This window comes from Halococcus sp. AFM35, from assembly GCF_051195015.1.
GTDB lineage: Archaea > Halobacteriota > Halobacteria > Halobacteriales > Halococcaceae > Halococcus.
Genome location: NZ_JBNTJU010000041.1, coordinates 1 through 15,559, shown reverse-complemented (window position 1 = coordinate 15,559; position 15,559 = coordinate 1). Strand labels below are relative to the sequence as shown.

12 protein-coding genes and 5 pseudogenes are annotated in these 15,559 nt (G+C 52.8%); 8 read left to right on the top strand and 9 right to left on the bottom strand.

Annotation, left to right across the window (positions count from 1 at the left end; all coding sequences use genetic code 11):
• Positions 1–145: 145 nt before the first annotated feature.
• Positions 146–976 carry an IS5 family transposase gene (locus ACQUQO_RS16650; RefSeq protein WP_435079546.1) on the bottom strand — a complete coding sequence of 277 codons (831 nt, stop codon included), beginning with the start codon at positions 974–976 and terminating at the stop codon, positions 146–148.
• A 784-nt stretch (positions 977–1,760) separates the two neighbouring features.
• Here ACQUQO_RS16650 and ACQUQO_RS16645 point away from each other — a divergent pair.
• A pseudogene (locus tag ACQUQO_RS16645) lies at positions 1,761–1,973 on the top strand (IS630 family transposase); the annotation flags it as partial.
• Between the two features lie 77 nt (positions 1,974–2,050).
• On the opposite strand, the gene ACQUQO_RS16640 reads toward ACQUQO_RS16645, so the two are convergent.
• The 5 genes from ACQUQO_RS16640 to ACQUQO_RS16620 form a co-directional block, all read right to left on the bottom strand.
• On the bottom strand, positions 2,051–2,416 hold the full coding sequence (locus ACQUQO_RS16640; RefSeq protein WP_435079544.1) for a hypothetical protein: 366 nt from the start codon (positions 2,414–2,416) through the stop codon (positions 2,051–2,053).
• Between the two features lie 25 nt (positions 2,417–2,441).
• Positions 2,442–3,464 (bottom strand): IS630 family transposase, encoded by a 1,023-nt coding sequence (locus ACQUQO_RS16635; protein WP_435079542.1) that lies wholly within the window; start codon positions 3,462–3,464, stop codon positions 2,442–2,444.
• Positions 3,465–3,716: 252 nt separating this feature from the next.
• Positions 3,717–4,535, bottom strand: coding sequence for an ABC transporter permease (locus ACQUQO_RS16630; RefSeq protein WP_435079540.1), 819 nt, complete (start codon positions 4,533–4,535; stop codon positions 3,717–3,719).
• Positions 4,532–5,488, bottom strand: a complete 957-nt coding sequence (locus tag ACQUQO_RS16625; protein WP_435079538.1) for an ABC transporter permease — start codon at positions 5,486–5,488, stop codon at positions 4,532–4,534. Before ACQUQO_RS16625 ends, ACQUQO_RS16630 begins: the two co-directional genes overlap by 4 nt.
• A gap of 2 nt (positions 5,489–5,490) precedes the next feature.
• Positions 5,491–6,657 (bottom strand): ABC transporter substrate-binding protein, encoded by a 1,167-nt coding sequence (locus tag ACQUQO_RS16620; RefSeq protein ID WP_435079536.1) that lies wholly within the window; start codon positions 6,655–6,657, stop codon positions 5,491–5,493.
• A gap of 114 nt (positions 6,658–6,771) precedes the next feature.
• On the opposite strand from ACQUQO_RS16620, the pseudogene ACQUQO_RS16615 reads away from it, so the two are divergent.
• From ACQUQO_RS16615 to ACQUQO_RS16595, 5 genes and pseudogenes are all read left to right on the top strand, one after another.
• Positions 6,772–6,951 (top strand): annotated as a pseudogene (locus ACQUQO_RS16615) (IS701 family transposase); the annotation flags it as partial.
• 69 nt (positions 6,952–7,020) lie between these two features.
• A complete protein-coding gene (locus tag ACQUQO_RS16610; protein ID WP_435079534.1) occupies positions 7,021–8,397 on the top strand; it encodes an IS4 family transposase in 1,377 nt (458 codons plus the stop codon).
• Positions 8,398–8,606: 209 nt separating this feature from the next.
• Positions 8,607–9,419 (top strand): annotated as a pseudogene (locus tag ACQUQO_RS16605) (IS701 family transposase); the annotation flags it as partial.
• A gap of 44 nt (positions 9,420–9,463) precedes the next feature.
• On the top strand, positions 9,464–10,570 hold the full coding sequence (locus tag ACQUQO_RS16600) for an IS630 family transposase (protein WP_435079532.1): 1,107 nt from the start codon (positions 9,464–9,466) through the stop codon (positions 10,568–10,570).
• Positions 10,571–10,821 (top strand): annotated as a pseudogene (locus tag ACQUQO_RS16595) (IS701 family transposase); the annotation flags it as partial.
• On the opposite strand, the pseudogene ACQUQO_RS16590 reads toward ACQUQO_RS16595, so the two are convergent.
• A pseudogene (locus ACQUQO_RS16590) lies at positions 10,822–11,092 on the bottom strand (IS4 family transposase); the annotation flags it as partial.
• A 301-nt stretch (positions 11,093–11,393) separates the two neighbouring features.
• On the opposite strand from ACQUQO_RS16590, the gene ACQUQO_RS16585 reads away from it, so the two are divergent.
• Both ACQUQO_RS16585 and ACQUQO_RS16580 read left to right on the top strand, forming a co-directional pair.
• Positions 11,394–12,044: a helix-turn-helix domain-containing protein gene (locus ACQUQO_RS16585; protein ID WP_435079530.1), complete on the top strand. Its 651-nt coding sequence runs from the start codon at positions 11,394–11,396 to the stop codon at positions 12,042–12,044.
• A 64-nt stretch (positions 12,045–12,108) separates the two neighbouring features.
• A complete protein-coding gene (locus ACQUQO_RS16580; RefSeq protein ID WP_435079528.1) occupies positions 12,109–13,224 on the top strand; it encodes an ABC transporter ATP-binding protein in 1,116 nt (371 codons plus the stop codon).
• A gap of 6 nt (positions 13,225–13,230) precedes the next feature.
• On the opposite strand, the gene ACQUQO_RS16575 is transcribed toward ACQUQO_RS16580, so the two are convergent.
• Both ACQUQO_RS16575 and ACQUQO_RS16570 read right to left on the bottom strand, forming a co-directional pair.
• Entirely contained in the window at positions 13,231–14,358 is a 1,128-nt protein-coding gene (locus ACQUQO_RS16575) for a pyridoxal phosphate-dependent aminotransferase (protein ID WP_435079526.1), read from the bottom strand.
• Positions 14,359–14,454: 96 nt separating this feature from the next.
• Positions 14,455–15,429: a C-terminal binding protein gene (locus ACQUQO_RS16570; protein WP_435079524.1), complete on the bottom strand. Its 975-nt coding sequence runs from the start codon at positions 15,427–15,429 to the stop codon at positions 14,455–14,457.
• Between the last annotated feature and the right edge of the window lie 130 nt (positions 15,430–15,559).

Sequence of the window (15,559 nt, the reverse complement as noted above, 5' to 3'; positions counted from 1 at the left end):
ACAGAAGATCTGTGATTGGCAGCATCGTCCGCTACCCTCGCCTACAACGCGGCGCTACTTAACGTGCAAAGCTGAGTACCACATGGAAGATGTCCTTGCACTTTACTTCGAACGGCTCAATTGAATCCGCGAAGATCTGCGGTACTCATGCTTCTATCGCCTGTTCGACGTTGTGAACCCCCGCTATGAGCGCAATTTCGCGGAACTGGCGAAACCAGTCACCCGTTCGCACGGCGGAGCCGTGTGAGCGCTTGATCGAGGAATTCACGGTCTCAGTCATCGACCGCTGGTGATAGCGTTCATCGTCGATTCGCGCGTTGTGGGCATGATCGTACGGTGCAAACACGCGGTGTCTGATGAGCGGTCGGACACCGACCGCTCGAAGAGCTTCGCGGAAGCTCATGTCGTCGTAGCCCTTGTCAGCGGCGAGGCTTCGAAGGTCGCCTGCGTTCCGCAGGGCGACCTTCGGACCGATTCGCATCCCACTCGGCCACTTCGTGCTGCAGTGGAGGTCTAAGATCGCTCCTTCGGCGGTGTCAATCAGAAACGTCGCCTGAATCGTCCGTATAGAGCGTCCTGTACGCTTGAGGTAGTGGGCTGATGCCTGCCGGCGGTCGAAGTAGGTGGCATCGATTGCGGCGTGGCCGTTCTGATCCAGCAGCTCCGCCGAGCGGCGGAGCAGCTGTCGCCACACGCTCATCGGCGTCCGCTTGAACACCTTGCACAGCGTCGAAGGCGCGGGGAACTTCCCGCGCCGGAGACCGAGAATGAAGCGGATTCGCTCCATTTCTTCGGCCCAGTCAATGATCTCCTCGTACTCAGCGTCCATGTGTTCGCGGAGGTAGAGCAAAACAGCGTGCTTCCAGCCGGCAAACCCGTTACCGGCTGGATCGCTGAGCTGGATGAGCGCCGCGTCAGTAAGCTTTTGAGCGAGTGAAGCTACCTGCTTCACGAAGCGGAAGAGTGTCTTCTCCATAACCGTACTCTCCCGCTTCAGCACACTGGTTCTGACGACCTATCCCGCTGCCCTCTGTGGATTCAACTGAGCCCTTCGAACCATACGATCCAGACCAGCCTCTCGTTTGTTTTGACGAGCATCCCAAACAGCTACTCAAGCAGGTCGAGCAACCGCGCCCGGCCGAGCCGGGTACGGTTGCCCGCGAAGACTATCAGTACGAACGAAACGGTTCCAAGAATCTGTTTCTGGCAGCTGAACCGCTCGCCGCTGGCGAGCGGTCAGGGTTAAAGATCGCCGAACCACCGAAGATTAGGTACACTTCATCCAGCACCTCGTCGATCAGCACTACCCGGATGCGGATTGCATCCGGGGGTGCTGGACAACCTCAACACGCACAATCCGGCAGCCTTCTACGAGTATTTCGAGCCAACCGAAGCGCGTCGCTTGCTCAATCCAGCAAGGAGCTCCGAAAGCACGTCCGCGACCCGCTCCCGGGGACATCGGGAGCGGTCGCTCGAACGGATCACCACTACGAACGCAACGGGAAACGAATGCTTCACGTGGCTACTGAACCGTTGACCGGCCGGTGCCACCTCCATGTGACCGAACGCCAACGGACGTGTGAGTGGCTCGACTGCATGGTTGCGATTGCTAGCGACTACCCGGATGCAGTCCGCATCCGGGTAGTCTTGGACAATCTCAGCACCCACAATCCGCTGCATTCTACCGCTTCTTCCCGCCTGAAAAAGCACGCGAGTATCTTGATCGATTCGAGTTTTACTACACGCCCACACACGGAAGTTGGCTGAATATGGCCGAACTGGTCTGGAGCACGCTTCAGACACAGTGTCTCAATCGCCGTATTCCGGACGCAGCGACCCTCCGGTCGGAGGTCGCTGCGTGGGAAACCGAACGAAACGAGATGGATGTCACGATCAACTGGCAATTCACAAATGAGGACGCTCGAACGAAGCTACACCGTCTCTATCCGACGATCGAGGAGGTGGAGAGCTAGTCATTCCACGGTTGGGACAGTACTTAGTGGACCATCCAGTAAATCCGTACCCAGTAGCAGGCCCCGTGTGACCACCGCTACCGGAGGTAGACTTGTGCAGCGGTGTCGAAGCAGGCTTCTGGAGATCCACCGAACGAGCCGTCGAGGGAAATCGACGGCTCGTACCGCTCGTCACTGTATTTGTAGAAGGCGAATTCCCATGAGTCAAGATCGCCTATCCACGTTAGACGGCAGAGTTTCGTCGGTGTCTGTTGGATCCGTTCTTGCTCTTCTTCGGATGCATCAGGCCGAATCCATGGATTCCTCTCGAAGGCGTCGATGTAGGCATAGTCGCCGCGGAAGCGAACGTCTACACGCGCGCACCGCTCACCCCACGCGGTGCGCGCGTGGGTCTCAAGGCGATCGGTGAGCGTCCGGCGAACTGGCTCTGGAATCGGGGCCATACTACTCAGACGCTTCCAGCGAGCTTTACGCTATTGCTGGCAGCTTCGCAAGCAACCGCTCCAAATCACCTGTCGTGTAGGTCCACTCGAACGGCTCTGGAACCGCGTTCCAGAGCACTTCGAATCCCGCGATCTGGTGCATCAATTCCACGATCGACTCGAAGCTCCCACCAGTCAACGCTTTCCGAGTTAGTACTGAGAAGTAGAGTTCAATCTGATTCAGCCACGAGGCTCCCTTCGGCAGATGCACTCCTTCGACGTTGTCATACTGCTTTTTCAGGCAGCCAGTGAACGTGTTTGGGTGATGCGCAGTCCCGTTGTCGAGGATCCAGAACACCCGATCTGCTCGACGGCAGATCGGGTGGTTCATCACGTCTTCGACGAGTCGCTCGAAATTCGCTCGGGTGTTCCGTGTCACACACCGACCATAGACTTCTCCTGTACCGACGATGAGAGCCGCTTGATACGTACAGCCACCGTGGCGATCGTATTCATGCTCGACGTGCAACGGTGTGCCCGGTCCCGGCGGACTGCGGTGCCGGGACCGGGCTTTGATCGCTGTCTTTTCGTCAGCACAGATGACTACGTCTCCGTCAGTTAGATCTTCGCCGTTCCACGTTCCGTTGTACAGATCGAGGACAGGCGCAGCTTTCTGGGCAAACTCCGGATCTCGTGGTGTCTTCCACGAGGTCCACGTCCACGGTTTGATCGCCGCGTGCTTGAGCCAGGCGGCGATCGTTGATGGTGAGGGACAGAGATCGATCTCAGAAACAGCGACCATGTGAATATCGGTGATGCTCAATCGGGAGAGGGGAAGATCGTGTTTGACCGGGAGTTCACAAGCGAGAGCGGTGATGTGCGCACGGACAGTATCACCGTAGATGGGCGGTCGGCCGGGCCGGGGCGCGTCCGCGAGCCCGGCCCGGCCAGCCTCAGCAAAGCGTCCGCGCCACTTGCGGACGGTTTTCCTCGTGCAGGCGAGTTCCTCCGCGATTTCAGTATTAGCGGCTCCCGCAGCTGCAAGGAGAACAATACGCGTACGGAACACATCCCGTTGTGGGCTGGTTGCTTTGCGTATGACCGCTTCAAGATCGTCTCGATCTTGAAGCGGTCAGGGTGATTGTGACGGGGTGAGGTCCGGGCGACATGATATACATTCTCCACAGAGAACACCCATACAGAGGGGTTGAGAGGAGATAACGATTGCAGTTCTATCTGGGTACGGATTTACTGGATGGTCCACTTAGCAGGCTTTCATACCATCAGTGCCCTCCAGATTGACAGATGAGAAATTGATGAATCAAGAATGGAGGAATCTTTCTAACCCGACGAGCCGGTCAGCAACGACAATAGCGATGATAGCAATTATAACGTAAATACTGGAGATGGCTGCAATTTGTGGACTAATGTTACCACGGATTGAACTATAGATGGCAACTGGCAACGTGGTTGTCTGGTTTGTAGTGATAATAAGACTCACGATGAATTCGTTGAGAGCAAGCAAGAACATCAAGAAACTTCCTGAGATAACCCCTGGCATCAGCGATGGAAGTGTCACATGAAAGAATGTCTGGAGTTCCTCGGCTCCAAGACTCTGTGCAGCATTCTCAAGCGTTGGATCGAAAGCGTTGACACTAGAAGAGACACTCCATATCATGAAGGGAGAGTTAAAGAGAGTCAGCGCTAATCCTACTGCCCAAAGGTCTCCGATCCATCCAAGACGGCCAAATAGAATAAGTAGAATGAATCCTGTGACGACCGGGGGAATCGTGAATGGTAGTAATAAGTAGAGTTGGAACCCGTTTTTAAATCGAATATCGTATCGATTTAACCCAATGCCAGTAAGGATACCAATTGGTATCCCAAGCACAATGCAAATAGTAGCCACGATTAAACTATGGACAAATGCTGTCATGTATGTTGATTCTGATATTAGTGAGAGATACCACTCGAATGTGAACGATGTCGGGGGGAATGTAATAACTTGGCCCGTCCCAAACGAAACTAAAAGAATAATTAGTGAAGGTAGCAGAAGGAAGATAGTCTCCAACAAAGCGAATGCAAAGAGGTAGGGATGGTCAGTATTTACTCGTTGAAATAGAGAGTGAGCACTACTCATGTTGTATCCTCCGCACCAAGAGTTCCTGTACCATAGATCTTGAATACCCCGAACACAATGATAGATGCGATGGCAGTGAGCACGATACTTAGAACAGCTGCAAGTGGATAATTAAGAGTAGTGAATATCTTTTGGTACATGAAAGTGGCTGCAAATGATACGGTCCCTCCACCTAGGAGCTTCGGGATAGAATAATTAGCCATTGTGAGGGTGAAAACTATTATAGTTGCCGAGGTTATTCCAGGTCTTGCTAAAGGTAATACAATATAACGGAACGTCCGCCATGAATCTGCGCCACAGTTCTTCGCAGCTCGCTCAAGATCACGATCGATGCTGGCCATCGCTGGTGTAAGCATCAAAACCGCAAACGGGAGCATGTACTGCACAAGACCGATGATCACTGCGAAACTTGTCCCAATATAATTCTGCGGACCGAGACCAATACTTGTGAATAGCCAGTTTATCAGTCCCCCCTGGCCAAGAATAATGAGCCACCCATACGCTCGGATGATGACACCTGAGAAGAACGGAACAAATAAACCAAACAATAGGAGTTGGCGGACAAGTGTGCGTTCGGTACGGACAACAAGGTATGCATATGGGATTGCAAGAACGACTGAGAAAAGAGTGACTCCCACCGAGTAAAGTGTCGTCCGAAAGTATATTTGGTGAAGAGCTGAGGTCTGAAAGAAACGCTCCCAATTATTGAGTGTATACTCGTAGACAAACACTTCAACAGGATCATATGTAAGGAAGCTGTACCAAGTGAGGAGAGCGAAGCCGACAGCAAGGAATCCGACTAGCAATACGCCAGGAGAAATGAGTGCGTACCCAAAACGTGAGGAGCGTTCTGTAGAATCAAATGGAAACCGCTCCTTGAAAGCGATAGCACGGTCCATCATATTCCACTGCAGTTGGAATTTCGCCTGCCGCAACCTATCACGAACACTCATACTCATTTTTTCATTATCTGGTTGAATTGGCTAAACCAGTAAGAACTGTTTTCTACATAATTGGCCGGCTTGACAGTGATCAGGTTGTTAAACTGTTTCTGGGTGGTCGGAAACGCTGTTTGCTTCGCCATTGACTGTGGAATATTTGCGTTTGGATTCAGCGGTGCAACACCAAGCTTGCGCCCCCACTCACCGATATTCTCTTTTCTAATGGCGTAGTCTATGAATTTCTGTCCCCAATAGGTATATTTATCCTGTTGGTTTTTTGGAATCCACATCGCATCGCGCTTGGCAACGGCTCCTTCTTCTGGTACTAGGTAGTCGACAGGTGCGCCCTGCTTTTTCACATTATATGCATTGGAAACAATAAGCGCAGCCATTGATATTTCACCTGTACGAAGGTTTTGTGTGAGTTGTGTATCGTCACCTATGACTCCAACATTCGGTTTTAATTTCCGATATCTATTCCAGACTTCTGTCATATCTCCATCGAGTTTTTCATCAACAAGTTTAGCGACGACTGGTGTTGTACCAGTCCCATTCTGGTATAATCCAATGCTGTTTTTCCACTTATCGCTCCAAAGATCTGTCCAAGAAGATGGCGAGGAGGATAAGATATTGGTATTATATGAAAGAGTGTATACATACGAATAAAGACTCGTGAACGGCCACGCCATATCTCCAGTATTTGGCTTGGCTGGAGGGAGCAACTGACTGAGGTGTGTAACGACCTTCGGATCAAGAGGTGACATCAGGCCAGCTTGGAATGATTTATAGGTCAGTGGGGTAGTGGACCAATTAACGTTGACTGGCGGCGTGCGGTCCTGCCGCAGAGCCGTCCGAATCTTACCTTGCATCACCTCCTCGCTGCTGTTATCGAACCCAATGTCAATTCCGGTTTTATTTGTGAAGGGCTTGGCAACTGCATTTTTCAATGACTTTTGCCATGACCCGCCCCACGCCCGGACTGTGAGTTTGTCGGGTTTCGACGGCACGGACGATGACGTTGATCCATTTCCGTTGCTGCTGCCACTACCATTACCACCACCGCCACCGCTGCCGCTTAGACATCCTGCGATTGTTACCGTCGAAGCAGTCCCAGTAGCGGCGAGGAACTGTCGCCGTGAGATGCCCTTCAACGTAGTGCCTGTATTGGTATCTCGTGCCATGGATTTTCCAGGGATTGTAAGGCAATAGAAGATTGGCCTCCACATGGCGGTATATTTAGTCACTCGGCTTTGCACGTTGAAGTAGGAGCGTGACGTAGGCGGTGAGGAAGACGAATGATGCCGATCACGGACTTTCTGTCGTGCACGCGTGTGTTCGACGAGTTCGAGTCGTTATCACCAGAGCAACCTCACCATGCGAAAACCTACGCCACAGGTCTTGTTGCCGGACGCAACAAGACCGTGGCTGGCATCGCACGCCAAGTTCTTCCAGCCAAGAGCAAACGCGCTCTCAACACACTCGTTATCGCTTAAGGATTCGTCCGGACCAGCAGGCGCTACTGTCCCGCGCGTCAGCCGGAAATCATGGATCGATGGCTCAATATTCTCGGCCAAGAACTCCGATATCTGCTCCCACCACGGTCGGTGCGCGAGCACGCTCGCGCTACCGACCTCGTTGAACGTGACCGATTCATCGATGCCTTCCCATTTTTCTGGTCGTTCGCAGTCGGTACTACCCAATCTAACGGGTCTCTCGCTGCTGTTCAAGACCTCTACGAGGCTTTCACCAGCGACTCCGTTGCGTACTCATCCATCCAGCAGTGGGTTACAGCTGATCTCGTCGAGCTACTTGCAGACATCTGCGGCTACATCAGCGTCGAGTTTGGACGGACAGAGTCGGCGCTTGAAGGCCGCTTCGAACGCTTCCGAGATGTCTTCATCTCGGATGGGACCATCTGTACGCTCTCGGCGGAATCCTTCGATAAGTTTCCCGGATTGAGCGACGATCACGCTGGAGCGAAGCTCCACGTGATCGAGTCACTTGCCTCGCGGGCTCCGGTCTTCTCATCGATTACCGACGCTCGAACCCAGGAAACCACGCAACTTCAGATCGGTGATTGGGTCGAAGATTCCCTGGTCCTGTTCGATCTCGGCTACCTCGACTACGCGCGATTAGCACGGATTGACCGCAATGGCGGCTGGTTCGTGAGCCGACTCAACGTCGACGCCAACCCCGAAATCATCAATGAACTTCGGACCTGGTGTGGTGATACGATCGATCTGGAGGGCACGCACCTCCAGGAGGTGCTGCCCGACCTTTATCGGCAGATCATCGATGCCACGGGGATGGTCGGTGCGGATCAGAACGATCCGCACCTTCCGTACGATGTCCGAGTCGTCGGCGTCCGCCATGAAGACGACGAGGACGATCAGCGAACGGAGGAAGTCGAGGCCGATCACGACTACCACCTGTATGCGACGAATCTTCCAGCAGACGCGTTCGCGCCGCGAGAATTCGCGGCGCTGTACAGCAACCGCTGGAGCGTCGAAACGGTCATTGATGAACTGAAGTCGGTGTTCGAGTTGGACGAGATGTTGGTGCGACGGGAGGCAGCGGTGGAGTGTTTCATGATGGCAGCGCTGTTGATGGTGCTGGTGAGCCGGTATCTGTTGCGGCGGGTACGAGCACGGCTCGGACCCGCCTCACAGCGATCAGTAGAGGAAGAAGACCGAATCGAGCCGGTGAGATTTTCCAAGCGAATCCAGCTGTTCAGCGGTGATTTACTACGGATATTGGCTGAACAGCTCGGGTATGGGTGGGACGGTGTCGGGTTCGTGATCATCGAAGGAGCGATCGATCCGAACGTGGATCGCCACGCGCTCACGGAGCGAGTGGCTCACGGAAGCGTTGATCCGAACCTGCGAAACGCGGGTGAACTGGCGACGATCCGGCCCGGCTGACGGTCGTCAGCCGAGCCGGGGAAGCTTCGCGCTGAGTGGCAACGCTCTCGATTCGGCGCGTTTCTGAACGGAACCCGACTTGAGGTCAGTTGACTCCAGCAATATCGATCTCAACTCGTCTCTCGTTCTCCGTCTTTGAGAAATTCCACAGCGATCAGCAGGCCAGATTCTGCACAGAACGCTCATTCTGACCTAAAGCGATAACCAGTGCTCTCAACAAGTTTCTCACTGAGTACGACTGGGACAAAGAACAATTCAACCACGAACGCCTTGACGAACTCCAAAAACACGGTGAGACACGCTGGTCACAGGACGGCTACATCGTCCTTGACGACACGATTACCGAGAAAGCCGGGGACGAAGCCCCCGGCATCGGTCGTTTCTACGATCACGCCGAAGGTGACACTGTTCAGGGTCAAGATATCGTCTACGCCTTCTACGCCGACGACAAAACCGCTTATCCGCTCACTTTCCGCCTCTACGAACAGCAGGACGAAGATGACGAAGACCACGATACGAAGTACGATCTCGCCCGCGAGATCGTCACCGAACTTGAAGAAGAGATAGGTGTCCGTAGGAACACCTACCTCTTCGATTCGTGGTTCGCTCACAGCTCCGAACTCTCCGAACACATCGAATCCTACGGCAAGAATTGGATCGGTCCGCTCCGGAGCAATCGGCAGGTTACCTACGCTGGCGACCAGATCCGCGTCGATGCGCTTGCCGAGCGCATCGACACGACCGAACGCATCATCGACGATGACACCTACCACATTTGGACGAAGAAGCTTCCCGTCTCCCAACTGGGAGACGTGAAGCTGGTCATCGCCGAGAAAGAAACCGACGAAGACGATGAGGAGAACCCAATCAAGTACCTCGTCACGAACAAGATCGACGCACCGACCGAACACGTGATTCGCTCGTACGCGATGCGCTGGCACATCGAGACGTTCTTCGAGGACTCGAAGCAGAATCTCGGCTTGGGAGACTGCGAGATGCAGACCGACGAAGGTGCCAGTCGTAGTGACTAGGGAAAGTTATGGGCATAGGATGAGATGCCGACGCAATGAATGGAGATCGACGAAAGAAGATCGTTCGGCATCTGAGCGAAGAAGATCTTAATCGGTTGTTAGCTGGATCAGATAGTGAAAAAGTCAGCCAACGGCTGACATTCGTTAAGAGACTCTACAAAGGAGCAACACTCGAAGACGCTGCCGACGATGTCGGCAAGTCTGCCTCAACCGGCAGTCGCTGGGCACGCCGGTGGAACAAAGGCGGGCTTGGACTGCTTACTCCGAACTTCGGGGGCGGAAGGCCCCCGAAGCTCGATGAAGCCGAACAAGCACAACTTCTCGAACGGCTTCGAGACGGTCAACCATGGACATCTCAGGAGATACAGCACCTCCTCAACGAAGAATTCGACATCGAGTATCACCCGGTCTACCTCGGTGACTTCCTCGATAACCTCGGGTTATCGAGAGCCATTCCCCGTCCAAAGCGGCCTTCACGACCGGATGACGCCGAAGAAATCGTTGACGAGCGCGTCGGCGACGCGCTCGACAACGACGACACCAACGAACCACACAACAAACGAGACGGTGATGACGAGGAAGGTTGGGTCGTCGACGACGATATCTGTACGGATGGCGGCACCGTCCTCGGATTCTTCGACGCTTCCCATCCGCAACCGTTCGACAATTCTCAGCGACTGTGGTACGTCGATGATCCGCATCTTGAACGACCGCTGGTGAAGATTTTCGAACCAGCGGTCGGGTTCTACGCTCTCAATGGAGAGAGCGTGGTGAGCTTCCCAGAAGATCAGACGAAAGAACGGATCTGCGAGTGTCTTGAACGGATCCGCGAGCAGAATCCGGCGCAGCGGATTCTGCTCGTCTTGGACAATCACTTCTCGCACACGTGCGAGTACACGCGCAAGCGCGCGCATCAACTTGGAATCGATTTTATCTTCTTACCCACTGGCTCGCCGGATCTTAATCCGATCGAGCAGGTCTGGAAGAGCCTCAAATGGGTAGCCTCGCCGATGATCGTGGAGAACCAAGAGGAATTCTACGCTCTTATCACAAAATTGTTCAGTCAGCTCACCAACAGAATAAGCTTTGCCCAATTCTGGATCGATGAATTCCTCGACTCTCGTTTGCAATACTTATCTTAGGCACTACGTCACTGGCACCTTCTGATGCTGCCTACAGTCTCGTTCGTCTTGATCCTGAGTCGAGCGCCTTGGGGACGGTTCGCTCGAAGGCGTCATCGCTTCGAGCGAACCTCGAATATTCTCTGAAGGAAGCCGTGTACAACCTTCTTTCGTGGGTCCGAGACAACGATGATCGCAACCTCGATGATCTCATGAACGAGATCGACCACCTCTTCGTTCACTCAACAGCCGAGGCTAACGTGCAAAGCTGAGTTGTAGAACAAAGAGTAGTAGAGTTCAGAGAGATCAGCCATTTCGACATAGCGTTCGAAGAACACTTGAATCGAGCGTTCAGAGCCAGCACCGAAGCCAAACGCGAGGGTGTAGAACAGTGCGACGACGTCGAACTTGCGCTCTCGTTGGATGACGATTCGTTGCGCGAGCGCGCTCGCGCAACCCATCACCGGGAAACGTTCTTTGGATGCGATCAACAACGACCGAATCCGGTGGTTCGTAGGTCACACGTTCCACCGGGTCTCTCATTCCGGTAGCTCCGGCGGTCTCCAATCAGCGGACAGCGGCGGAATACAGCGCTAATCTAGAACACATGATCCCTATAGATCCTACCAGCGACGGCTCGCTTCTGATCTTGTGATCTGCCAATTCTGGTGTCGCCCGCTGGTTCCGCGCCCGCTCTTGAGTTGTACTCGCCGATTGGTTGATCTGATCGTTGCCGAACGATCGATTGAACGAGCATTCCTCATCCTGGAAATTCAATACCCGAATCGGAAATAGCAGTACCGTTTAAATAGATGCTCGTAATAGATTATGATTGACGATACTCATGTACGAAGCTACACTTCGCATCAACCACGAGAGTCCATATGCAACAATTACTGAGTCGCGAGATACTTATCTTGAAGTATGGTGTAACCAGTACTGCGATCTTATTCATATGAGTGGTTCTGATTTAGAAACGCCGACAGAAATTGTCAATCAAAAAGTCGGCATCTCAGAAATCACTTATAACGACGATGAAGCACTGATGATAACAGATGATTGTTTGCTTGAATTTCATGATAATTTGCTGGAAAAATACTTGAAACAAAATGATTGTTTATCGCTTCCGCCGCTCACGTATACTGATAAGACATTGCTTACACGTGTGATCTCATTAACTGAAGAACATCTTACAGCAGTCTACCATGATCTAAGCAATGATTATCAGGTGGAAGTTGAAGCGAAACGCGAGATCGAATCCGTCGTTCCTGATGTCCCACTATTGATGTTAGATTCGATGTTCCCTGAACTTTCTGACAGACAACAACAGTCGCTCAAAACAGCCATTGAGGCGGGATATTACGATATCCCACGCGGTACTACTACCGAGGAAATGGCGACCAAGCTAGGAATCACTCGGCGGACATTTGAAGAACATCTTCGACGAGCGGAAAACAAGATAATAAAAGACGTTGTCAACCATCTACTGGTATGAATTTAAAAACCCCTCCGATCGGAGGTGGAGCTTTTGTTTGGGTGAACTACAATGTACGACTACAATGGCCTCCCAACAGTTTAGCGAGCAAAATCAGTCCAGTTCGGATGGCTCCGCTATTCGTCTTGACGGCGTCACAAAAACGTATGGGGCGCTGCGAGCAACCGATGACGTATCGATACCAATTCAAGACGGCGAGTTCCTCACTATACTCGGTCCAAGTGGGGCTGGGAAGACAACACTGCTGCATATGATTGCCGGATTTGAACAGCCAACGGAAGGCGAGATATATATTCATGGACAAGCAATTTCTGATGAGCCACCATACGAAAGAGACATTGGGTTGGTCTTTCAGAGTTTAGCGTTGTTCCCCCATATGACGGTTAAGGACAATATTGCATTCCCGCTAAAGATGCGACGTGAGAATTTGACGGACATCGATGAGCAGGTCCACGAGACCCTCGAATTGGTACGCTTGCCGACGGAATATGCCGACAAGCCGGTCGATGATCTCTCAGGAGGTCAACAGCAGCGTGTCGCACTAGCCCGTGCGGTGGTCTACGAACCAACACTGCTTCTGCTTGACGAACCTCTGAGTTCCCTTGATAAGAAACTTCGTGAAGAGATGCGGGCTGAGTTAACTCGTATTCACGACGAGACAGAACTCACTGTTGTGCACGTCACACACAACCAAACTGAGGCGCTCTCAATGGCAGACCGTATTGCCGTGATCAATGACGGTGAACTAGAGCAGCTCGATCCAGTCCATAAAATATACACTGAGCCTACCACCCCATTCGTTGCGGAGTTTATTGGTAATACGACAATGTTACACGGAACAGTATCGTCAGTTGATGATAATCGTGCGGTCGCATCTATTGGTAGCGGATCGGTACGCATCTCTAACAAGTCGTTTGCTGCCGGTGACCAGGTAACCGTAGGCCTCCGTGCTGAAATGGTAGATATCGGTGATCACGTATCAGCGACAAACAGTTACGAAGCAAATGTTGAGCAAGTCTCCTTCGAGGGCGACCGTACAGAATATTACGTCGCGGTGAAGTCGTTTGATACAACGCTTCGTGTAACCGATCAAGGCTCTGAGGCCGACCGTGTCTTTTCACGCGGCGATGATGTCACTGTCGGCTGGGAGGTCGAAAGTGCCTTCATCTACGAACACTGATGGATGTCAGCGGCCGTCAACCGCCTGCTCGAATCGGTCCATTGCTTTCTCGATAGTCGCCTCATCGGTTGCATACGAAAAGCGAATATGTCCCTCACCTGTGTCGCCGAAAACCGATCCCGGAATCGCTGCGACTTGCGCTTCGTCAAGAAGTGTCTCCACGAATGCGCGACTGTCGCTTGAAATATCTGAAATATCTGCGAATACATAAAACGCGCCACGCGGTCGGCCGGGTTTGACGCCAGAGATAGCCTCAAGTCGTTCGAGGATCAATTCTCGCCGGTCAGTGAACACGTCATGGATATCGTTGACGACTGTTCGGTTATCTAACGCTGCCATTGCGGCGATTTGAGCAGGCTCGGGGACACATGAGATGGTATGTTCTTGTAGAACCCGCATTGCGGAGACGACCGATTCCGGTCCGCTCACGTAGCCGATACGCCATCCAGTCATGGCATAAGATTTCGAGAAACTATGGACAGTCACACAGCGCTCGAATATCGATTCATTGCTTGCAAGTGAGTAGTGGACTGCGTCGTCATAGAGAAGATCCTCGTACGTCTCATCAACGACAGCCCAGAGATCTTCTTCAACAAGAACAGTACCGATGGCACGAAGTTGATTCGGCGGGATCACTGCTCCTGTAGGATTGTTCGGTGTGTTTAGGATAACACCGACCGTGTCCTCACTAGCAGCCGCCGCAAGCGCGTCAGAGTTGGGGACAAATCTGTCCGCGGCTGTTGTCGGTACTGGGATAAGCTCAGCACCGGCGCTTACAAGATGTCCGTGGTAGTTTGGCCAGTAAGGTTCTGGGACGAGTACCTCGTCACCTGGGTCAAAAAGAACCTGCATCGCGGTAAACAGTGCGCCCATTGCACCAGGTGTGACCAGCAGTTCCTCATCTGGGTTAATGTTGATACCGTTCTCTGTCGCAAGCTTCTCTGCTAGTGCCGTCCGGAGGTCAGCACGACCGATCGTTGGCGTGTAACTACTTATCCCGTCGCCAATTGCGTCTCCAACAGTATTAGCGATGGGAGCCGCCGTCGTAAAGTCCGGCTCACCGATACTGAGATCAGCTAAGTTGTCATACTGCTGGGCCTTGTCAAATATTTCGCGGATACCCGACTGCGGCATTCGGGCCACGCGCGCGGCGAGGCCTGGCTGTCGAGACATACATCGTGATACGTCTCATTAAAGGGAAACAGTAGTGCCTCCATATGGTGCACAGTCTTAGAGCGCATTAGGATTAACGAGACCATCAGCTTCCTTACCGTGATAGACATCAACAGCTATTTCGGTGCCGCGGCGACGAAGTGTCGACTCTGAACGCGTCGAGTACCACGCAGCGTGGGGCGTGACGATGACATCGTCTCGGCCGAGGAGCGGATGGTCTGGTTTAGGGGGTTCTTGGGAAAGTACGTCGAGGCCAGCACCCCGTAAGCGATTATTGTCAAGTGCATCTACCAGCGCGTCCTCGTCTACTATGGCACCGCGAGAGGTGTTCACGAGGATTGCTTCATCGTCGAGATAATCGAACGCGTCAGCATCGAGCATTTCCTGCGTATCTTCAGTCAGTGGCGTATTTACCGACAATACATCTGCCTGGCTAAGAAGACCTTCGAAATCAACAGGCGTGGCATTATGTGAACGTATTTTGTCATTGTCAAGATACGGGTCGTGTGCACAAACGTCGAATCCAAGAGCACGAGCTTTCTCGGCGGCCGCCTTTGCCTTATTGCCGAACGCGAGAAAGCCGAACATGAGTTCGTCCGGAGGTCGAACCGGTGCAGCAATATCCCACTCCCAATTTTCATTGGTGGTCGAGGCATCATATTGCGGTAGTCCACGAACAAGTGCCAACGCCAGTGAAATAATATGAGTGCCAACCTCATCATCACAGTAGGCTGGCACGCGCGTTATGCGGATGCCTCGCTCGGTAGCTGCCTCGATATCAATGCCATCAATGCCTGTCGCATAACGAGTGATGACTGAACAGCCAGTAGCGTCCATGCTCTCAGCAGAAACGCCGGTGTAGTGTGAAAGTAAGATATCAGCTTCGTTGACGGCCACTGGAATCTCTGACTCGGTACAATCGACTGCCCTAACGGCAACATCGCCAAGCAGCTCCTCGAAGTGAGTTCGCTCGGTCGAAACATCGCCGAACCAGTCCGGATCAAGCATTACTACCCGGGTTGTTTCCGTCATGACCGAACAAATCGTCTGTTTCGGATATATCTATAGCCTCCATATGAGTATTGGTAGGTGTTTAGCGGAACAGTCGAGTCGAAATCGTAGCTCTCAGGGAAGAGCAGGACGAACAGCCGCTAATCGTGCT